Source organism: Saccharopolyspora hirsuta (assembly GCF_008630535.1).
Taxonomy (GTDB): domain Bacteria; phylum Actinomycetota; class Actinomycetes; order Mycobacteriales; family Pseudonocardiaceae; genus Saccharopolyspora; species Saccharopolyspora hirsuta.
This window is the reverse complement of sequence record NZ_VWPH01000008.1, coordinates 278,791-299,510: the sequence shown is the minus strand read 5'-3', so window position 1 is coordinate 299,510 and position 20,720 is coordinate 278,791. Positions and strand designations below refer to the sequence as shown.

The window sequence follows — 20,720 nt, the reverse complement described above, 5'->3', positions numbered from 1 at the left end:
GGGGGCCCATGCGAGTCCGACCCGTCACGCCCGAGCTGCTGGCGACGGAGCTGGTCGACCGCATCGAGGCGCTCTCCGGCCGCTGGGCGAGGATCGCGGTGGACGGCGCCCCGGCCGCCGACACCGGCGACTTCGCCGACGCCCTGGTCGAACCGCTGCGGGCCCGCGGCCGCGAGGTCGTCCGCGTCCGCACGGCCGATTACCTGCGCCCGGCGTCGCTGCGCCTGGAGCACGGCCACCACGACCCGGACTCGTACTACGAGAGCTGGTACGACCTGCGCGGCCTGACCCGCGAAGTCCTGGACCCGCTGTCGGACGGCGGCAACGGCCAAGTCCTGCCCGCGCTCTGGGACGCCGAGGCCGACCGCTCACCCCGCCTGCCCCGCGTCCAGCTCCCGGACCGCGGCGTGGCCGTGGTGGACGGTCCGCTCCTGCTCGGCGCGGGCCTGCCGTTCGACTTCACCGTCCACCTCTGGCTCCCCGAAGCGGCCCTGCACCGCCGGACCCCGGAACCGGACCGCTGGACCCTCCCGGCCTTCCACCGCTACGCCGAAGAGGTCTCCCCGCAGCACCTCGCGGACTGCGTCATCCGAGCCGACCGCCCGGGCCGCCCCGCCGTCGTCGACAGCCTGGACTGACCCACAGCGAACCAACTGTTCGCGCTGGTCAGGCCTACGCCACGCGGCGTTCGACGGAGGGGACTGCGGCCAAGAGGGTTCTGGTGTAGTCGTGCTGGGGATCGAGGAGGACCTGCTCCACCGGGCCGACCTCCACCAGCTCACCGCGGTACATCACCGCCACCCGGTCCGCGATGTTCCACGCCAGGCCCAGGTCGTGGGTGATCACCAGCGTCGACAGGCCGCGCTCCACCCGCAGGCGCAGCAGCAGCGCCAGGATCTCGCCGCGCACGGTCGCGTCCAGCGACGCCACCGGCTCGTCCGCGACCAGCACCTTCGGCTCCAGCACCAGCGCACCCGCGATCACCACGCGCTGCCGCTGACCGCCCGAGAGCTCCTGCGGCAGGCGGCCGAAGAACTTCTCCGCGGGGCGCAGCTCCGCCGCCTCCAGCGCCGCCGCCACCCGGCCTCGCTCGTCGTCGGTGATGCCGTGGATGCGCAGACCTTCGGCCACCGCCTCGTACACGGTGTGCCGCGGGTTGAGCGCCCCGGTCGGGTCCTGCAGCACCAGCTGCACCTGCCTGCGGTACTCGCGCAACCCCGCGGTGCTGGTCGGCAGCGGCACCCCGTCGTAGCGGACCGCTCCCCTGGTCGGCTGCTGCAGGCCCAGCAGCGTGCGCGCGAGCGTCGTCTTGCCGGAACCGGACTGCCCGACCAGCGCGACGATCTCCTGCTCCTCCACCGCCAGGTCCACCCCGCGCACCGCGTGCACGACCTGCCCGGAACGCCCCCGGAAGTCGACCGCGATGTCCTCCGCGGCCAGCAGCGCGGGCCCCCGGGACGCGCTCTCGGTGAGCCGGAACTCCGGGTCGCCGACGGTGGGGAACGCATCGGCCAGCGCCTTGCTGTGCTCGTGCTGCGGCCGGGTCATCACCTGCCGGGCCGGGCCGTGCTCCACCACCCGCCCCTGGTACATCACCGCCAGCTGCGCGCAGCTGGCCGACAGCACGGACAGGTCGTGGCTGATCATCACCAGCGCGATGCCGCGTTCGGCGACCAACCGGCGCATCAGCTCCAGGATCTGCGCCTGCACCACGACGTCCAGCGCGGTGGTGGGTTCGTCGGCGATCACCAGCCGCGGCTCGCACGCCAGCGCCATCGCGATCATGACGCGCTGCTTCTGCCCGCCGGAGAGCTCGTGCGGGTAGGCGTTGGCCCGGTCCGCGGGCAGCTCCACCTGCGCCAGCAGCTCCGCGACCCGCTCCCGCAGGTCCTCGCCCCCGCGACCGTGCAGCTTGATCGGCTCGGCGATCTGGTCGCCGATCGTGCGCACCGGGTTCAGCGCGTGCATCGCGCCCTGGAACACCACCGACGCGCTCGCCCAGCGCACCGCGCGCAGCTGCCCGAAGGTCATCTCGCGGACGTCCTCGCCGTCCAGCAGGATCTGCCCCTCGATGTGCGCCGACTTCGGCAGCAGCCGCAGCACCGACATCGCCAGGGTGGTCTTCCCGCAGCCGGATTCACCGGCCAGCCCGAGGGTTTCGCCCTCGCCGAGGCTCAGGCTCACGCCCCGCACCGCGGATTCCCCGCCGCCCCGGTAGGTCACCGACACGTCGCGCAGTTCCAGGATCGGACTCACCGCCGCCCCCGCAGCCTCGGGTTGAACACCGTCTCCAACGCCCGCCCGCACAGGGTGAAGGCGAGCACCACCACCACGATCCCGAGACCCGGCGGCAGCAGGTACCACCAAGCGCCGCCGGTGACCGCGCCGGTGTCCATCGCCGACTTCAGCATCGAACCCCACGACACCAGGCTCGGGTCGCCGAGCCCCAGGAACGACAGCGTGGACTCGGCGATGATCGCGCTGGCCACCGACAGCGTGGTGTTGGCGAACACCAGCGGCACCACGGCGGGCAGCACGTGCCGACCGATGACGTGCCCGTGGCCCGCGCCCAGCGCCCGCGCCCGCTCGATGTACGGCCGCGTTTCGATCGTCAGCGTCTGCGCCCGCACCATGCGCGCCGTGGGCGGCCACGAGGTCACCCCGATCGCCAGCACGATCGTCCACAACCCGCGCTCGAGCACCGTGGACAGCGCGATGGCCAGCACCAGGGAGGGCAGCACCAGGAAGAAGTCGGTGAACCGCAGCAGGATTCGCGAGGTCCAGCCGCCGAAGTGCGCCGCGAGCACCCCGACCAGGGTGCCGATGAGCACCGACAGCAGCGCCGCCGCCAGCCCGACGACCAGCGACACCCGCGCACCCCACCAGGTCAGCAGCAGCACGGAACGCCCGGATTCGTCGGTGCCGAGCCAGTACTCACCGCTGGGCGCCTGCAGCGGCTCGCCGGTCGCCCGCGTGACGTCCAGGCCGCTGGCGTCGCTGAGCAGCGGCGCCAGCAGGGCCAGCACCGCGACGACGGCCAGCACCACCAGGCCGACCAGCCCGGCCCGGTCCGCCCGGAACACCCGCCACGCCTCGCCCAGCCGCGCCCGGCGGCGCGCCCGGACGATCTGGCCCGCGGTGGCCGTCATGATTCCCGCACCCTCGGGTCCAGCACCCGGTAGAGCAGCTCGGCCAGCACGTTCATCACCACCACACTCCCCGCCAGCACGATGAAGATCCCCTGCAGCAGCGGCAGGTCCGGCACCCGCAGCGCCTCGAAGGTCAGCAGCCCCAGCCCGGGCCAGGAGAACACCGTCTCCACCGTGATCGCCCCGCCGACCACCAGCCCCAGCCGCAGGAAGATCAGCGTGACCGTCGGCAGCATCGCGTTGGGCACCGCGTGGCGGCGGCGCACCAGGTCCTCGCGCAGCCCCTTCGCGCGGGCGGTGGTCAGGTAGTCCTCGCCCATCTCCTCCAGCAGCGAGGACCGCATCACCATCAGGTACTCGGCGTAGATCACCGCCACCATGGTCAGCGCGGGCAGCACCAGGTGGTGCGCCACGTCGAGCAGCTGCGGCAGGAACTCCGGCGGGGTGTCCGGGGAGGAGATCCCGCCGACCGGGAACAGCCCCGGGATTGGGCCGACCCCGACGCCGAAGGCCATCAGCACGATCAGCCCGAGCCAGAACGTCGGCACCGACCACAGCGTCAGCGCCACCGAGGTCGAGGTCTTGTCGAACGCGCTCCCGTGCCGCCACGCCGCGCGGGACCCGATCCACAGCCCCAGCACCACGGCGAGCGCGGTCGCGGTGCCCACCAGCAGCACGGTCGGCCCGATCCGCTCGACGATCAGGTCCCCGACCGGGCGGCTGTAGGTGTAGGAGGTGCCGAGGTCACCGCGCAGCAGGTTGCCCAGGAAGTCCAGGAACTGCTTCCACAGCGGCTGGTCCAGGCCGAACCGCTCGCGCAGCACCTGGATCTGCTGCTCGCTGACCGGCGCCCCGCGGGTCATGGTGCGCACCGGGTCGCCCGGGATCACCCGGAACAGGAAGAACCCCAGCACCGCCACCAGGAACAGGCTGACCAGGCCGCCGCCGACCTTGCCGCCCAGGTAGCGGGCGAACCGACGGCGGCCGCCGCGCGACGGCGCCTGTTCCGGGACGGTGGCGAGCAGATCGGACACGGTTCACTCCCTGGTGTCGGCGGTCGCCCGCCGGCGGACGATCACCAGCGCCACCACGACGCCGACCAGCACCACGGCCCCGCCGAGCACCCACGCCACGGTGCTGTAGTCGGTGCCCGAGGACCCGCTGACCGCCGCCTCGGTGGGCTGCGCGCCGTAGTAGCCCCAGTAGCCCTGCTGCGCCACGATGACCCCGTTGTCCGCGGGCTGCAGGGTGAACCCGGCGTAGCGGTCGGTGCGGTAGGCCTCCAGGGAGTTCTGGTAGAAGAGGATCAGCCCGGCGGCCTGGTCGTAGAACCGCGCCTGCGCCTGGTTGACCAGCTCGACCCGCTTGGCCTTGTCGAACTCGCCGAGCTGCCGGTTGTACAGGTCGTCGTACTGCTGGTCGCACAGGAACGTGTCGGCGTTCCCGCCGCCGCCCGGGCTGGGCCGCGCGCCGCAGGTCTGCAGCCGCAGCACGTAGTCCGGGTCGGGGTTGGCCGACCAGCCGCTGATCACCATGTCGAAGTCGCCGCCGGTGGTGCGGTCGTTGAGCTGGTTGTCCGACACCGGCTGCAGCTCCACGCCGATGCCCACGTCGGCCAGCCACCGCTTGACGAACTCACCGACCTGGATGTCCTCCGAACGGTTGCCGTGCAGCACGAAGTCGAAGTTGAGCGGCTCGCCCTGCGGGGTACGCCGGATGCCGTCCTCGCCGCGCGGGTAGCCCGCCTCGTCGAGCAGCCGGTTGGCCTCGGCCAGGTCGAAGGCGCGCGGCTGCGGCGGGTTCCAGTGGTAGTCGCTGAAGATGGGCGGCAGGTAGCCGCCGCCGACCTGCGCGTAGCCGCCCATCACCCGGTCGACCAGCGCCTGCCGGTCGATCGCGTGGTCGATGGCCTGCCGCACCCGCACGTCCTTCAGCGCCGGGTGCCCGGTGCCGATCGGCTCGTTCTCGCTGTTGGCCGCGCCCGGGTTGAGGATCATCTCGAAGAAGCGGCGCCCCTGGCCCTTGACCTGCTGGATGTCGGACTCCCCGGCCAGCGCGTCGAACTGCGCGGGGGTGAGCTTCTGCACCACGTCGACGTCGCCCTTGCGCAGCGCCTGCACCGCGGCGTCGCTGTTCTTGAACTGGATGAACTGCAGCTGCGCGATCTTCGGCGGGCCGCGCCAGAAGTCCGGGTTGGCGGTCAGCGTGACGTCCTGCTCCGGGCGGTAGCCGGTGAGCACGAACGGACCGCTGCCCACCACCGGCATCTGGTCGTTGGTGAAGCTGGCGACGTCGGGGACCTTCGACCACACGTGCTCGGGCACGATCGGCGCGTCGATGGCCAGCATCGTCGCCTGCGGGGTCTTGGTGCGGACGACCAGGGTGCGGTCGTCCGGCGCGGTGACGGTGTCGAAGTTCTCCACGAAGTTGCCGTTGGCGGTGCTGGCCGCCGGATCGGTCATCATCCGGTTGAAGGTGTAGGCCGCGTCGCGGGCGGTCACCGGCTGCCCGTCGGACCACTTGACGCCGGGCCGGATGTGGAAGGTCCAGGTGAGCTTGTCCGGCGAGGTGTCCCACCTCTCGGCCAGCTCCGGCTCCACCGCGAAGTCCTCGGCGCGGTAGGTGGTCAGCGTCGGGTAGATGTTCCGGAAGATGTCGGTGGCGGCGAGCGTGTAGCCCAAGAAGGGGTTCAGCGAGTCGATCTGCTGCTGCAGCCCGATCCGCAGCGTGGCGCCCTGCGGCCGCGCGCCGTCCTCCTGCGCGGACGCGGGCGCCGGAACCAGCAACCCGACCAGCAGCACAGCACAGAGCGCGACGAATCGTCTGCCCACTTGTGACCCCTCCTTCGCGGCGAGTGAGAGAAAGGAACCACCTTCGGACGCTGTTCGTCAATGCTTAACCACGAGTTGTCGCCGCCGGACGTCACGCAGTGGAACCGAACCGTTACCCGATCGGCGCGCCGAACCCCGAAAGCCTGGACAGCGCGCCTAGATTGGCGGTCGTGCGGATCTTGATCTCAGCTGACATGGAAGGCGTCACCGGCGTCACCTGGACCGACGACGTGGTGCCCGGGACCGAGCAGTGGCAGCGCTTCCGGAAGTTGTTCACCGGTGACGTCAACGCCTGCGTCGAAGGCCTGTGCGCCGCCGGGGCGACCGGCGTGCTGGTCAACGAGGCGCACTCCTCGCAGCGCAACCTGCTGCTGGAGGACCTCGACGAGCGGGCGGTGCTGCTGACCGGTCGGCACAAGCCGCTGTCCATGATGCAGGGCATCGAGTCCGATGTGGACGGTGTGGTGTTCCTCGGCTACCACGCGCGGGCGGGCGCGGAGGGCGTCCTGTCGCACACCTACCTGGAGAACTCCATCACCGGCGTGTGGCTGGACGGCCGCCCGGCGGGCGAGGGCGGGCTGAACGCGGCGCTGGCCGCCGAGCACGGGGTGCCCGTCCTGCTGGTCACCGGGGACGACCGCGCCTGCGCGGAGGCCGCCGACTACGCGCCGTCGGCGCACACCGTCGTGGTCAAGGAGTGCGTCAGCCGCTACGCGGCCATCTGCCGCCCACCGGCCCGCACCGCGGCCGACATCCGCAGCGCGGCGACCGAGAGCGTGCGCCTGGCCGGACGCACTGCGGGCGACGCGCGCCCGCACCGCATCGAGGTGGAGTTCGACGCCGCGCACCTGGCCGCCGCCGCGGCGGTGATCCCGACCGTGGAGCAGGTGGACGTGCGCCGGGTCGGCTTCGACGCGCCGGACATGACCGAGGCGATGAAGGCCTTCAAGATCGTCACGACCATCGCCGGACGATCGGTCCAGGGGATCTACGGTTGATCAAACACTGTCGGCGAAGCCGTCCGCGCTCGTGCAAGCGGCGCCAACCGCTTGGAGTGGCTGTGCAGGGCGACCACCGGCGGGTTCTGAGAGCTTTCCCGGCGAGGACGGCCCCTCCGCCGTGTGTTGGGCATACATCAGGAGGGGCACCCGCAGTCCGGGGAAGCTCTCAGGTTCCGCCAAGCGACCACCTGAGCAAAGCAACCACAAACAGGTTTCTCCTCAGAGGTCGCCCCAGCGCGCGGTCTGCCACTGCACTGCCTCCGGTCGCTGCCCGGTCCGGGTGAATTCGTCCAGCGCGGCGCGGAGTTCCCGGAACGGCAGCACCGCGTTGCGCGGGAACTTCAGCGTGCTGCCCGCGTCGAACGGCAGCGCCGGGGCCTCCGGCGAGGGATCCGGGTTGAGGGTGTGCCAGGACGTCATCTCGCCGTCCTCGGACTCCTCGGTGAAGTTCAGGACGCCGACCTCCTGCTCGGGGTCGGTGACGATCCGGACCTGCAGGTAGGGCCCGGGCGCCTCGGGGTCCTGGTGCGGCCGGTCCCAGACGTAGAGGTGGCAGGCCCCCGGCCGCGGCGGGCGCAGCACCTTGTCCACCAGTTCGGCCTTGTCGTCCTCGGTCTGCGCGTAGAACCGCTCCCCGCAGACGACGGCGGTGGTGACGGTGACCCCCAGCTCGGTGTTGCGCGCGCCGACGGCTTCCGCGCGCAACCCCTCCAAGCAGATCCGCGCTTCCTTCAGCGCCTTCATCGCCGCGCCCTGGTGGTAGACCAGATCGCCCCAGTAGGGGTGGCCGAGCACCTTGTTCAGGTCGTCGTAGACCTCGTGGGTGGCCTCGATCAGCTTGTCCAGGGCGTCCACCGGGACATCGGCGAGGCGGGCGAACACCACCGCGGGTGGTTCGAGCGGGCCGGGCTCGACTTGTGCTGGATTCGACATGCGTTCCCTGCATCCACTTCGATCGTGGGCGACCCCCAGGACGCCCCTGCCCAGATCTCGTTCCCCAGCAGGCTACCGTGCGTCAGTGCACGGCCCCGAAGCGCCACCGGCTCAACCGGCCGCGTCCCGCAGCACCCCGATCGCCGGCCCGCCGTGCGGCGAGCCGAGGGCCAATAACGCCCGCGCCAGCCCGTCGGCGTCGTCCAGGCCGAGGTCGGAGACCAGGTCCTCGGGCAGGCTCAGCATCGACAGCGCCACGCCGAGCATCCCGGCGTCCAGCAACCCGGCCCCGCGGCGGCTGATCCGCCGCCCGACCGCGCTGTGCAGCTGCACTGCGGTGTCGACGTTGGCCTCGGTGATCGCGCTCAGCGCCTCGCGGACATCGGGGTTGCGAACGGCTTCGAGGTGCAGTTCGAACAGCGCCAGGAACTGCGACCGCGCGCTGGTGGCCATCCGGCGCAGCATCGCCGCGTACAGCGCGGTGATGTCCTCGGAGCTGACGTCGGCGGGGATCTCGGCGCACAGCGCGTCCAGCGCCTCGGTGTGCCGGGCGGCCAGGTAGCGCGCGACGGCCAGGAACAACGCGCTTCGCGTCGGGAAGTAGTTCTTCGTGGTGCCCTCGGGAACCTCGGCCTCGCGATCGATCGCGCGGTGGGTGAGCCCACGACCTCCCTCGCGCGCCAACACCTCGATGGCGGCATCGGCGAGCAGTTCTCTGCGGTTGCCTCGCTGCGGCATGCATCCCCTCGATCTTGGTCGCTGATCAACAGCGTACCCGTCCACCACACCAGTGGTGGAAGCGGTCCTTGACCGGCGCGTCACCAAATTGGTATAGACCTTACGTCCCTTCCGCTCGCCCACAGGAGCCGTCGAATGTCGGAGACCGCGCCCGGCCACGCCGAGCACACGCTGGAACACCTGCGGAAGATCGGCGCGCACAACGCCGCGAACCTGCGCACCGCCGCCGAGCGGCTGCTCGCCGCGATCCGCGCGGACGGCCTGGTGTGCACCGCGGGCGCGGGGCACTCGCTGGCCGGGGTGATGGAGTCCTTCTACCGGGCGGGCGGGCTGGCCGCGGTCCGGCCGCTCTACCACCACGACCTGCTGCCGCTGCACGGCGCGGTGCCCAGCACCCGGACCGAGCGGCGCACCGGTCTGGCCGAGGAGATCCTTACCGGGGCGGGCTTCCGCGGCGGGGTGGACGCGCTGGTGGTGTTCTCCAACTCCGGGGTGAACCCCTACCCGGTGGAACTGGCCCGCACCGCCCGCGCGGCGGGCTCGTCGGTCATCGCGATCACCTCGCCGACGGCCAGCGCCGAAGCCCCCAAGCGCGCCGGGACCACCTTGGCCGAGGAGGCCGAGATCGTGCTGGACACCCTGGTGCCCGGCGGCGACGCCAGCTACCCGACCGCCGCGCCGGTGACCGCCCCGCTGTCCTCCCTGGCCAACGCGTTCCTGTGGAACATGCTGCTGGTCGAGCTGTTCGACCTGGCCGCAGCCGGGGGAATCGACCTCCCGGTCTGGCGCAGCTCCAACACCATCGGCGGCGACGAGGCCAACGCGGCGAACCTCGCCCACTACGGCGAACGGGTCCCGGGCCTGCTCTGAACCGCCAGCCAAGCGCGGGTGCCGCGGCGATTTCGCGTGAAAGCGGCGCATCGCGCGCCTCAAGACCGGCGATCTCGCGCGAAATCGCCGTCACTCGGTGCCGGGCCGCGCGGCCATCTCGGCGATGCGGCGCAACTGCGCGGCTCGTTCGGCGGCCAGCTGCTGCTCCGGGTCGACGGCCTCGTCGGCCTGCACCAGCAGGGCCAGCGTTTCGCGGACCGCACCGAGCGGCGGTCGCGCGACGACTTCGGCCAGCTCATCGGTGGCCGCGTCCAGCCGGTCCGGTTCGACGACCGCGTTGACCAGCCCGAGCCGCAGCGCCTCGTCCGCGAGGATCTCGCGCCCGGTCAGGCAGATCTCCACCGCCCGGGCGTATCCGACGGTTCTGACCAGCGGCAACGTGCCACCGAGGTCGGGCACCAGACCCAGCCCGGTCTCGGCCATGCGGAAGCTGGCGCCGGCGGCGACCACTCTGAGGTCGCACGCCAACGCCAGCTGGAATCCGGCGCCTATCGCATGCCCCCGCACTGACGCGATGGTCACCCTGTCGGGTTCGCGCAACCAGCTGAACCCCTGTTGAAAGCCGGCGATCTCGGCGTCGGCCTGTTCGGTGGGACGCTGGGCCAGCGACACCAGGCCCGGTGCCCCGTCCACCTCGGCGGCGGTGAACAGCCGCCGGTCCAGCCCGGCCGAGAACGCCCGACCGGCGCCGCGCAGCACCACGACCCGGACCTCCGCGCCCAGGCATCGACCGATCTCCCGGAGCGCCTGCCAGGTGTGCGGCGTCTGCGCGTTGAGCTTGTCCGGGCGGTTCAACGTGATCGTGGCCCGCCGACCCCGGATCGTGAGCCCCACACCGCCACGATCCAGCAGGTCGGCGTCCACCATCGACTCCGCCAAGCGGACCTCCTCGCTGAGAGCCCGTCGGCGACTGCCGTCCGCACGGCCGCAAGCGGCGTCAGCGGCACCCTCCAACAGGCTCTGCGGCCGGTGGCCGCCGAGCTCACTTCTTCTTGGAACGCGTCGCGCCCCCACGACCGCGCAGCTGCACACCTGATTCGCTCAGCACCCGGTGCACGAAGCCGTACGACCGGCCGGTCGCCTCCGCGAGAGCGCGGATGCTAGCCCCCTTCTCGTACTTCTTCCGTAGGTCACTGGCAAGCTTGTCCCGCGCACTCCCTGTGATGCGCGCACCTTTCTTCAGCTCAGCCACGGTGTCCCCGCCTTCCCTCTGAGCAGGTCGGGCCTCGCGACCCCTGTCAGCGCAATGATCGAACAGGAAAGGCGGGAACGCCAGGCGATCATGGAAAAAAGATCGGCCAACGGCCGAGATGACCGCCCGGCGATCACCGGAATGCACTAATCCATCTGTAGTAGCGCAGGCTGGCCGTACGGCGGTTGCTAAGCCAGCTGGACGAGATCCAGGTAGTCCTCCGACCAGTGGTCCTCGGTGCCGTCGGGCAGCAGGATGACCCGTTCCGGTTCCAGCGCCTGCACCGCGCCCGGGTCGTGCGTGACCAGCACGACCGCGCCGGTGAAGCTGCGCAGCGCGTCGAGCACCTGCTCGCGGCTGGCCGGGTCCAGGTTGTTGGTCGGCTCGTCCAGCAGCAGCACGTTGGCCGCGCTGGAGACCAGCCCGGCAAGCGCCAACCGCGTCTTCTCACCGCCGGAGAGAGTTCCGGCGGGCTGCTGCAGCTGCTCGCCCTGGAACAGGAACGCGCCCAGCAGGGTGCGCAGCTGCTGCTCCGGGGCGTCCGGGGCGGCGCTGCGGATGTTCTCCCAGACCGAGGCGTCGTGGTCCAGCGTCTCGTGCTCCTGCGCGAAGTAGCCGATCCGCAGCCCGTGACCTGGGACGATCTTGCCCGAGTCGGCCTTCTCGATACCGCCCAGCAGGCGCAGCAGAGTCGTCTTGCCAGCGCCGTTGAGGCCGAGCACGACGACCCGCGAACCGCGGTCCACGGCGAGGTCGACACCGCTGAAGATCTCCAGCGAACCGTAGGACTTGGACAGCCCGTCGGCGGTCAGCGGGGTCCGCCCGCACGCGGCCGGTTCCGGGAAGCGGATCTTGGCGACCTTCTCCTGGGCCTGCTCGGTCTCGGCTTCGGCCAGCAGCTTCTCCGCGCGGCGGGCCATGTTCTGCGCGGCGACCGCCTTGGTGGCCTTGGCCCGCATCTTGTCCGCCTGCGCCATCAGCGCGGAGGCCTTCTTCTCCGCGTTGGCGCGCTCGCGGCGGCGGCGCTTCTCGTCGGCCGCGCGGGCGTCCTGGTAGCGGGCCCAGTCCATGTTGTAGACGTCGGCCTCGCCGCGGATCGCGTCCAGGAACCACACCTTGTTGACCACCGCGGCCAGCAGGTCGACGTCGTGGCTGATCACCACCAGCCCGCCGTCGTGGTTCTTGAGGAAGTCGCGCAGCCAGTTGATCGAGTCGGCGTCGAGGTGGTTGGTCGGCTCGTCGAGCAGCAGCGTGCTGGCGGAACGACCGCCCGGACCGGCCTCGGAGGCGGCGAACAGGATCCGCGCCAGCTCGACGCGGCGGCGCTGACCGCCGGAGAGGGTGCTCAGCGGCTGTTCGAGCACCCGGTCGGGCAGGCCGAGGTTGCTGCAGATCCGCCCGGCCTCGCTCTCGGCCGCGTACCCGCCGCGCGCGGCGAAGCGCTCCTCCAACCGGCCGTAGCGGGCGATCGCCTTGTCCCGCTCGCGCTCGTCGGCCAGCTCGGCCATCGCCGTCTGGGTCTTCTCCATGTCGTGGACCAGCTGGTCGAGGCCGCGCGCGGACAGCACCCGGTCCTTGGCCGACACGGTGAGGTCGCCCTCGCGCGGGTCCTGCGGCAGGTAGCCGAGCTCGCCGCGGCGGACCACGTCACCGGCGTAGGGCTGGCCCTCCCCGGCCAGCACCCGCAGCGTGGTCGTCTTGCCCGCGCCGTTGCGGCCGACCAGGCCGATCCGGTCGCCGGGCTGGACGCGCAGCGTGGCTTCGGAGAGCAGGATGCGGGAACCGGCGCGCAGCTCCAGGCCGGTGGCAGAAATCAAGGGGAACTCCGGGAAGTAGTGGTCGAGCGATTCCACGAACACGCCCACCGACCGAGGGGTGGGCGCGGGGGCTGGGCGGCCCGGCGGCTAAGCGACGACCGGGCGGATCAGCGACGGAGTGGCGCGGGGAACGCGGACCACGAAACGCTTGGTGACCACGGAACCAGTGTAACGGGCGATGTCCACCGAATTGATCGCGGATCACATTCCGTCGGTCACACCGCGTCGTGGACCTGGATCTCCACCCCGGTGGCCCGCTCGGCGGCCTCGTCGAGCACCGCGCGGCGCGGTTCCGGCACGTCCAGCACCCGGGGCTCGGCCGCGGCCAGCAGCCCGGTCAACCGCCGGTCCTCCCCCAGCGCCGCGAGCGCCTGCCGGTCCCCGCCCAGCACCACGGCGTCGAGCTCGTCGCGCACCGGCAGCAGGACCCGGGCCACCGCATCGGCCGCCGCCTCCAACGACCGCCGCGACTGGCCCTCGCGACGGCGGGCGAAGCGCTGCTGCGACCAGCCGCCCGCCTTGTGCCTGCCGTGCACCAGGTGCTGGCCGGTGGTCGACCGCTCGACCCGGCCACCGCGGGCGATGCCGACGCTGTGCGCACCGAGCCGGACCAGCACCAGGCCGATCCGGCGCGGCTGCGCCAGGTGCTCGACCAGCGGTCGCACCACCAGCCCCGGCTGCTCGCCGTGCGGCGGGGGCAGCGGACCGAACGGCACGTCGACGATCGCGCGCGCACCGTCGGCGGCGCCGACCTCGATCCGCCGGGGAGCCAGGACGGTCCGCTCGACACCGCCGTGGGTCGTCGCGAACCGCTCGAACCAGCCCGGCACGCGCTCCCGGGCCACCTCGACGGCACGCCCGCCACCGGCGAGCTCGCGCACCCGGCTCACAGCACGAACGTGTCGTTCCAGAGCTGCGTCGTGCGACCGGACAAGGCCTCCAGCAGGGCGGCGGCCTGGTCGTCGGTGAGCGAGGCGACGAAGTCGATCACAGCCCGGCCGCGCGCCATCCGCTCCAGGTGCGCGGCGTCGATCGCGACCGGCTCCCCCGGCTGCACCAGCAGTTCCGGGGCGTCGCGGTGCAGCAGCGCGAACTCGGCGCGGGCCCGGTCGAACAGGTCGCGCAGCCGGTGCGGCAGGCGGGCCGCCTCGCTGCGGTCGATCAGCCAGTTGTCCAGCGCTTCGACCAGCTTGCTCAGCAGCCGGTCCTGGCCGCGCTGGTGCAGCGCGAGGTCCGGGCGCTGCAGCACGAACCGGCGGTGCACGAACTTCAGCACCTGCACCTCGTGCCACTGCTCCACCGCCAGCGCGACGTGCCCGGAGCGCGTCGGGGGCTCCTCGACGACCTGGATGCCCTCCACCAACCGCTGGGTCCACTCCCCGGAGAACGCCGCGACCGCCTGCTCGGCCTGCTGCGAGCGGTCGAACGGCACCTCCAGCAGCTTGGTGACCAGGTTCGCGACCACCTTCTTGACCGCGCTGACGAACGCCTCGTCGTCGGCGATCCAGGCGTCCTTGGCGTGCAGGCGGCGGCGCAGCCGCTCCAGCGAGCAGCCGGGCCGCATCCCGTCCCCGGCCAGGTCGGCGTCGGAGCGCCCGGCGAACTCCACCGCGTGCCCCAGCCACTCGGTCAGCTCGTGCGAGACGCTGGTGTGCTGCAGGATCCCGACGCGGTGGAAGTCCTCCAGGTCGTGGATCGCGTAGGCGATGTCGTCGGCGGTGTCCATGATCGACGCCTCGACGGTCTGCTGCCAGTCCGCCAGCCGCCCGCGGAACGGGGTGCGCGCGTCGACCATGTCGTCCAGCTCGGTGCTGTAGCAGGAGAACTTGGCCGACCCCGTGCCCGGCGCCTCCTCCGGTTCGGAAGCACCCCGCGGCGGCACCGGCAGGTGGCGCGGGTGCGGCTGCGGCTCGGCCAGGCGCGTCCACGGGTACTTCAGCAGCGCGGCGCGCACGGCCGCGGTCAGGTCCAGGCCGTCGCAACCGATGCCGCGCACGTCGATGCGGGTCACCACACGGTAGCTCTGGGCGTTGCCCTCGAAGCCGTCGGGCAGCGCGAACCGCTGCCGGGCGAGCCGGTCCAGCACGCTCTCGCCGAGGTGCCCGAACGGCGGGTGGCCGAGGTCGTGCCCGAGCCCGGCGGCCTCCACCACGTCCAGGTCGCAGCCGCCCAGCCGGTCCAGCTTGGTCAGGTCCGCGGGATCGGCCACCAGCCGCTCGGCGATGGCCCGCGCGACCTGGGCGACCTTCAGGCTGTGCGTCAGCCGGTTGTGCAGCAGCAGCCCGGAGCCGCTGGGGCTGACGACCTGGGTGACCCCGCCCAGCCGGGCGAAGAACGCCGAGCTGGACACCCGGTCCCGATCCGCCCGGAACGGGCTGGCGGCGAGATCACCGGGGGCTCGGCGGGGGCCGGAACGACCACTCCGCCGATCGGTCCGAAGCTGCGCGTCCTGCATGGCCACACGTTAGTCGATTGATTCCGACCGGCGGCCCTGGCGGCGGGGCCACCGCGGGACGTGATCTGATTCGTACGTGGCAGATGTCGTGGTGGTCGGCGGCGGCCCGGCGGGACGGGCCGCGGCGGCGGCCTGCAGCGACACCGGGCTGGAGGTGGTGCTGGTCGACCCGGCACCGCGCCGCGTCTGGCCGCACACCTACGGGACCTGGCGCGACGAGCTGCCAGCGGCCGTCCCCGACACAGCGCTGACCTCGGTCGTGGACCGGATGGCCCTGCACGGCACGCACCCGCGCGAGTGGGCCCGGCCGTACGCGGTCCTGGACAACACCGCGCTGTGGAAGCACCTCTGGCGGCACGACGTCGTGGAGATCACCGGGCGCGCGCAGGCCGCCGAGCACGGACCCACCGGGTCGACCGTGCTGCTCAAGGACGGCAGGCGGATCGCCGCGGCGGTCGTGGTCGACGCGACCGGCGCGGCGCGGGCGCTCTCCGGCGGCCGCCCGGCGCACACCTCCGCACAGCAGAGCGCGGTCGGCTGGGTGGTCAGCGCCGCCGCGGCCGAGCCGTTCTGCGGCCCGGGCTCGGGGGTGTTCATGGACTGGCGACCGGCTCCGCAGACGCGCGGCGGCTGGCCGACCTTCCTCTACGCGGTGCACGTCGGCCACGACCGGGTGCTGCTGGAGGAGACCTCGCTGGCGCGGCGCCCCGCGCTCCCGCTGGCCCTGCTGCGCAGGCGGCTCGCGGGGCGGCTCACCGCGGCCGGGGTGACCGAGTCCGAGCGGCTCGCCGAGGAGCGGGTGCGGTTCCCGGTGGACGACCCGCTCCCCCGGCCGGGACGGGTGATCCCGTTCGGCGCGGCCGCCGGTTTCGTGCACCCGGCGAGCGGGTTCAGCGTCGCCGCGTCCCTGCAGCGCGCGCCGTGGCTGGCGGCGGCGATCAGCGCGGCGCTGCCGTCCGGACCGGCGGTCGCGGCCCGCGCCGGGTGGTCGATCCTGTGGCCGCCGCGCGCGGTGTCCGGGCACGTGCTGCGGCACCGGGCGCTGCGAGCGCTGCTGTCGCTGCCACCCGAGCACGTGCCGGAGTTCTTCGAGCTGTTCTTCCAGCTCGACGCCGATCACCGCGCGGCGTTCCTGTCCCCCGAGAGCGATCCGGCCGGCACCGCGGCGGCGATGTCCGCCCTGTTCGCGATCGCGCCGTGGCGCATCCGCCGACGGCTGGTGCTGGGCGGTTTGTCCGTCGGCCACCCGCTGGCCCGGCACGGGCTCGGCGGCAGCTGAAACCGGGCATACCCAGCCGACCGGACACGTAACGTGGCTGACGCGCTGCGAATCGTTGTGTCAACCGCCACCCACCGCGGCGAACCCGTGTTAGGTGCTGGTCAAGCACGCTAAGTTGGTCGGCGGGGAGAGGCGGTCCTCCATCGAGGAGGAGGAACTGAGATGTCGGTGAACAGGTCGTGAACACCGTCGATGGAGCAGCATGAGTGCGGGCAACATCGACTCCGTGCTAGCGCTGGTTGACGAGGTGCGCTTCGCGTTCCAGCCGTTGATCAACATCAAGACCGGGGCCATCGTCGCCATCGAGGCGCTGGCCCGACCGGTTGGGACGCACGTCCAGGAACTGTTCCGCGAGGCCGCTCGGCAGCGGCGGCTCACCGAGCTGGACGTCGAGCTGGCCACCGCGGCGCTGAGCGCTGCCGCCGAGCACGAATCCCTGCTGCCCCTGCACATCAACATCTTCGGCGGCACCGTCACCCACGACCTGCAGCGGCTGGACCTGGTGCGCGAGCGGCTGCGCGAGATCGGCCGCCGCGAGCAGGAGGTGACGCTGGAGATCGGGCCGCCGTTCGCCCGGCTGAACACCGACGACCTGCTGGTCGGGGTGGACAAGCTGCGCGCCGACGGGTTCCAGATCGCGCTGGACGGCGTCGGCGAGGGCGACGTGCCGCTGGCGCTGATCGCCGACATCGGCCCGGCCGTGGTCAAGCTGGACCGCGCGGTCGTACAGCAGCTGCCGGAGAGCCCGGCGCGGGTGGCGGTGGTCGAGTCGGTGCGGCACCTGTGCGAGGCCACCGACAGCCAGCTGGTCGCCGAGGGCGTGGAGAACGAGCGCCAGCTGACCACGCTGCGCCGCAACGGGGTCCGCCTGGTGCAGGGCAACCTGCTGGCCCCCGCGGCGCGGCGGCCCCCGACGGCCAGCAGCGTGCCCGGCGTGGCGGCGGAGGTGACCGACCCGCACGGTCCGCCGATCAGCTCGCTGGCCAGCGGTCCGCGGGTGACCGAGTTCCTGTCCCCGGCGACGATCCTGCCCACCGACGTCACCGCGGACAAGGTGCGCGGGGTGCTGGCCGACCACCCGGAGATCAGCGGCGTGGTGCTGGTCGACGAGGAGAACCGGCCGCAGTGGACCATCGACCGCAACCGGTTCCTGCTCGCGGTGACCGGCCCGTACGGGCACGCCCTGCACGCCAAGCGGCCCGCGTCGCGGCTGGCCGACGAACCGCGGGTGGTGACCACCGCGACCACCGCGATGGAAGCGCTGAGCCTGGTGACCCGCTCCGACCAGTACCGGATGTACGACGACGCGATCGTGGTCGACGAGTCGGGCCGGTGCCTGGGCGCGGTGCGCGCCGGGGACCTGATCCGCGGCATGGCGGAGCTGAAGGTGGAGGAGGCCGCGGCGCTGAACCCGCTGACCCGGCTGCCGGGCAGCGACGCGATCGCCCGCGACGTCACCCGCCGCATCGCCGCCGACGAGGTCTTCGCGGTGAGCTGGCTGGACATCGACGGCTTCAAGACGGTCAACGACACGGCCGGTTTCTCCGCGGGCGACGACCTGATCCGCGCCATCGGCCGCAGCCTGACCGATGCGGCCACCTCGCTGAGCTCGGTGCAGGTCGGGCACGTCGGCGGGGACGACTTCCTGCTGGTGGCCGACCTCGACGACCTGGTGGCGCTGGCCGAGCTGGTGCTCGGCCCGGAGCGCTCGGCGGGCGGGGTGGCGGTGAGCCTGTCGCTGGCGACCCTGGTGTGCACCCCGAGCACGGTCGAGGGCTACGACGAGGTCTCCAGCAGGCTGGCTCCGCTGAAGAAGCACGCCAAATCGCTGACCGGGTCGAGCTGGGTGATGTCGCGCCCCGGTTCGGACCGCATCGAGGTGCTGCGCGGCAAGCAGGCCTCCCCGCCCCAGGAGCATCCGCCCAGGTCATGAGCCTCCCGCCGGGAGGATCACTCACGCGGACGATTGCCGCGGCCCACCGCGCTCGCCCTAGGCTGGTGGTCGAACCAGTTTTGACAACGTTGTCAAAGCCGTGGGAGGGCACGTGCCAGGACACCGCCGTCGGCTCGCGACCACCGCAGCGCTGCTGTTGACCGCGCTGACCGCCACCCAACTACCCGCCACCGCGCACCCCGCCGACCCGGTCCGGGCGGTGAACACCTTCATCGGCACCAAGGACGAGGGCAACACGTTCCCCGGCGCCTCCGCACCGTTCGGCATGACCCAGGTCAGCCCGATCGGCACGCACTACGCGGGATGGCGCTACGACGACACCCGGATCAAGGGCTTCGGGCACTTCTTCCTCTCCGGCGCGGGCTGCTGGGAGCAGGGCGGGCTGGTCTCGACCCTGCCCACCACCGGCAGCATCGGCGCCGGGCCGGGCCACGACTTCGACATCAACGCGCCGTCCACCTTCGACCAGGACCAGTACGCGGCCGCGTACACCCACGACGGCGAGGTCGGCGAAGCGGGCTACTACCGGACCCGCCTGACCGACTACGGCGGCATCGACGTGGAGGCGACGGCCGACACGCGCGTCGGCGTCGAGCGATACACCTTCGAGAACGGCCCGGCGCACGTCTTCCTCAACGTCGGGCAGGCCAACGAGCGCAACCCGGTCAAGGCCAGCGGGCTGGACGTGGTGGACGAGCGGACGGTCCGGGGTTGGGTGCGCAGCAAGGGCTTCTGCGGCGGCCGGGACTACACGCTCTGGTTCACCACCCGCTTCGACAAGCCCGTCGAGTCCTTCGGCACCTGGCAGCCCGACGGAGGTCGCTTCGACCGCCGCTCGGTCTCCGGCGGCGAAGGCCTGCGCGGCGCGTGGCTGACCTTCGCCGACGACCAGGTCACCGCGACCACCTCGATATCCTATGTGGACGCCGCGGGCGCGGACGCGAACCTGGCGGCCGAAGGTTCCCGGGACTTCGAGCAGATCCGCGGGCAGACCCAGGACCGCTGGCGCCGCGAGCTCGACCGGATCCGGGTGCGGGGCGGAACCCCCGACGACACAGCGGTCTTCTACACCTCGCTGTACCACGTCCTGCTGCAACCGTCGACCGCCACCGACGCCGACGGCCGCTACCGCGGCTTCGACGACGCGATCCACCGCGCCGACGACTGGACGTACTACCAGTTCTTCTCGCTGTGGGACACCTACCGGACGCAGAACCAGCTCCTCGCGCTGCTGGCCCCGGACCGCGCCCGGGACATCGCGCGCAGCGTGCTGGCGATCGACGAGCAGGGCGGCTGGCTGCCGCGCTGGGCGTACGCGAACTTCGAGACGAACACCATGACCGGCGACCCGGTGACTCCGTTCCTGGTGGACCTGTGGCGCTTCGGCGCGCTGGACGGCCGCGAGCAGCAGGCCTACGAAGCGTTGCGCCGCAACGCCAACGAGGTCCCGCCACCGGACTCGCAGTTCGAGGGCCGCGCGGGCAACCACTCCTACCTCTCGCAGGGCTTCGTGCAGTACGACCCGGACTTCCCGAAGAAGGGCCAGGACGTCGACCCGGCGCACGGCGGCTCGGCCACCATGGAGTACGCGCTGGCCGACTGCTCGCTGTCCCTGCTGGCCCGGATCTTGGGACGCACCGAGGACGCGGCGCAGCTGGCCGAACGCGGCCGGAACTGGCGCAACGTCTGGGACCCGGCGGTGCACGACCCGGAGCGCGGCTTCACCGGGTTCCCCCGCCCGAAGAACGCCGACGGAACCTGGTTCGACCCCTACGAACCGATCTCCGACAAGGGCTTCCACGAGGGAACGGCCTGGCAGTACCAGTGGCTGACCCAGCAGGACGTCCCCGGCCTGCTGGACGCGGTCGGAGGTGCGGAGCAGGCGGAGAAGCGCCTGGACACGTTCTTCGCCCACGACAAGCTCCTCCAGGACCCGGCCCGCACGGCCCGCGAGGAGTGGGTGATCGACCCGTACGACTACTACGGCCAGTTCCGCTACAACCCGAACAACGAACCGGACCTGCACGCCCCGTGGATGTACTCGCTGATCGGCCGACCGGCGAAGACCTCAGCGGTGGTCCGCGCCCAGCAAACCCTGTTCACCAACGCCCCCGACGGCGTGACCGGCAACGACGACCTGGGCACGATGTCGGCCTGGTACGTCTTCAGCGCCCTCGGCCTGTACCCCGCAACACCGGGAACCGGCCAGTTCATCCTGAACGCCCCGAGATTCCCCGAAGCAGTGGTCCAGCTCCCCGGCGGAACCCCGCTGACCATCACGGCCCCGGGAGCCGACGGCGCGAAGCTCCAGTACGTGGACGAAGCCCGAGTCGCCAACACCCCGAAGAACCAGGTGTGGATCGACCTGGAAAGCATCCGCACGAGCGGCACGATCCACCACACCCTCTCCAACACCCCCACCGACTGGGCAACAACCCCGGACGCAACCCCGCCATCCCCCTGCGCAGCGGGGTGACCGC

The 20,720-nt window shown here is 72.0% G+C and carries 17 protein-coding genes; 6 read left to right on the top strand and 11 right to left on the bottom strand.

The features are described from left to right. Positions 1-8 precede the first annotated feature (8 nt). On the top strand, positions 9-638 hold the full coding sequence (locus F1721_RS19525; RefSeq protein WP_150068139.1) for a nucleoside/nucleotide kinase family protein: 630 nt from the start codon (positions 9-11) through the stop codon (positions 636-638). Between the two features lie 34 nt (positions 639-672). On the opposite strand, the gene F1721_RS19520 is transcribed toward F1721_RS19525, so the two are convergent. From F1721_RS19520 to F1721_RS19505, 4 genes are read right to left on the bottom strand one after another with little or no spacing between them, the layout of a single operon-like run. Next, positions 673-2,256, bottom strand: a complete 1,584-nt coding sequence (locus F1721_RS19520) for a dipeptide ABC transporter ATP-binding protein (protein ID WP_150068138.1) — start codon at positions 2,254-2,256, stop codon at positions 673-675. Further along, entirely contained in the window at positions 2,253-3,149 is an 897-nt protein-coding gene (locus tag F1721_RS19515) for an ABC transporter permease (protein ID WP_150068137.1), read from the bottom strand. The genes F1721_RS19520 and F1721_RS19515 overlap by 4 nt, the downstream gene beginning before the upstream one ends. Continuing rightward, a complete protein-coding gene (locus F1721_RS19510) occupies positions 3,146-4,183 on the bottom strand; it encodes an ABC transporter permease (RefSeq protein ID WP_150068136.1) in 1,038 nt (345 codons plus the stop codon). The genes F1721_RS19515 and F1721_RS19510 overlap by 4 nt, the downstream gene beginning before the upstream one ends. 3 nt (positions 4,184-4,186) lie before the next feature. Then, complete coding sequence (locus F1721_RS19505; protein WP_150068135.1) at positions 4,187-5,980, bottom strand: ABC transporter substrate-binding protein; 1,794 nt, start codon at positions 5,978-5,980, stop codon at positions 4,187-4,189. Positions 5,981-6,150: 170 nt separating this feature from the next. On the opposite strand from F1721_RS19505, the gene F1721_RS19500 reads away from it, so the two are divergent. Continuing rightward, positions 6,151-6,978, top strand: coding sequence for a M55 family metallopeptidase (locus F1721_RS19500; protein ID WP_150068134.1), 828 nt, complete (start codon positions 6,151-6,153; stop codon positions 6,976-6,978). A gap of 222 nt (positions 6,979-7,200) precedes the next feature. Here F1721_RS19500 and F1721_RS19495 read toward each other — a convergent pair whose 3' ends face one another. Beyond that, a complete protein-coding gene (locus tag F1721_RS19495; protein WP_150068133.1) occupies positions 7,201-7,914 on the bottom strand; it encodes an Imm1 family immunity protein in 714 nt (237 codons plus the stop codon). 111 nt (positions 7,915-8,025) lie between these two features. After that, positions 8,026-8,652: a TetR/AcrR family transcriptional regulator gene (locus F1721_RS19490; RefSeq protein ID WP_150068132.1), complete on the bottom strand. Its 627-nt coding sequence runs from the start codon at positions 8,650-8,652 to the stop codon at positions 8,026-8,028. A 135-nt stretch (positions 8,653-8,787) separates the two neighbouring features. Here F1721_RS19490 and F1721_RS19485 point away from each other — a divergent pair, with 135 nt between their 5' ends. Continuing rightward, positions 8,788-9,522, top strand: coding sequence for a sugar isomerase domain-containing protein (locus tag F1721_RS19485; RefSeq protein WP_150068131.1), 735 nt, complete (start codon positions 8,788-8,790; stop codon positions 9,520-9,522). 90 nt (positions 9,523-9,612) lie between these two features. On the opposite strand, the gene F1721_RS19480 is transcribed toward F1721_RS19485, so the two are convergent. From F1721_RS19480 to F1721_RS19460, 5 genes are all read right to left on the bottom strand, one after another. Further along, on the bottom strand, positions 9,613-10,422 hold the full coding sequence (locus F1721_RS19480) for an enoyl-CoA hydratase/isomerase family protein (protein ID WP_246155158.1): 810 nt from the start codon (positions 10,420-10,422) through the stop codon (positions 9,613-9,615). A 103-nt stretch (positions 10,423-10,525) separates the two neighbouring features. After that, positions 10,526-10,735, bottom strand: a complete 210-nt coding sequence (locus F1721_RS19475) for a helix-turn-helix domain-containing protein (RefSeq protein ID WP_010310662.1) — start codon at positions 10,733-10,735, stop codon at positions 10,526-10,528. 188 nt (positions 10,736-10,923) lie between these two features. Beyond that, entirely contained in the window at positions 10,924-12,552 is a 1,629-nt protein-coding gene (locus tag F1721_RS19470) for an ABC-F family ATP-binding cassette domain-containing protein (RefSeq protein WP_150068257.1), read from the bottom strand. 215 nt (positions 12,553-12,767) lie between these two features. Next, complete coding sequence (locus F1721_RS19465; RefSeq protein ID WP_150068130.1) at positions 12,768-13,442, bottom strand: acVLRF1 family peptidyl-tRNA hydrolase; 675 nt, start codon at positions 13,440-13,442, stop codon at positions 12,768-12,770. Further along, complete coding sequence (locus F1721_RS19460) at positions 13,439-15,007, bottom strand: deoxyguanosinetriphosphate triphosphohydrolase family protein (protein ID WP_150068129.1); 1,569 nt, start codon at positions 15,005-15,007, stop codon at positions 13,439-13,441. The genes F1721_RS19465 and F1721_RS19460 overlap by 4 nt, the downstream gene beginning before the upstream one ends. A gap of 76 nt (positions 15,008-15,083) precedes the next feature. On the opposite strand from F1721_RS19460, the gene F1721_RS19455 reads away from it, so the two are divergent. The 3 genes from F1721_RS19455 (at position 15,084) to F1721_RS19445 (ending at position 20,716) form a co-directional block, all read left to right on the top strand. After that, positions 15,084-16,286, top strand: coding sequence for a lycopene cyclase family protein (locus F1721_RS19455; RefSeq protein WP_150068128.1), 1,203 nt, complete (start codon positions 15,084-15,086; stop codon positions 16,284-16,286). A gap of 202 nt (positions 16,287-16,488) precedes the next feature. Beyond that, on the top strand, positions 16,489-18,219 hold the full coding sequence (locus F1721_RS19450) for a GGDEF domain-containing protein (RefSeq protein WP_150068127.1): 1,731 nt from the start codon (positions 16,489-16,491) through the stop codon (positions 18,217-18,219). A 112-nt stretch (positions 18,220-18,331) separates the two neighbouring features. Further along, positions 18,332-20,716 carry a GH92 family glycosyl hydrolase gene (locus F1721_RS19445; protein WP_150068126.1) on the top strand — a complete coding sequence of 795 codons (2,385 nt, stop codon included), beginning with the start codon at positions 18,332-18,334 and terminating at the stop codon, positions 20,714-20,716. The last annotated feature ends 4 nt before the right edge of the window (positions 20,717-20,720 follow it).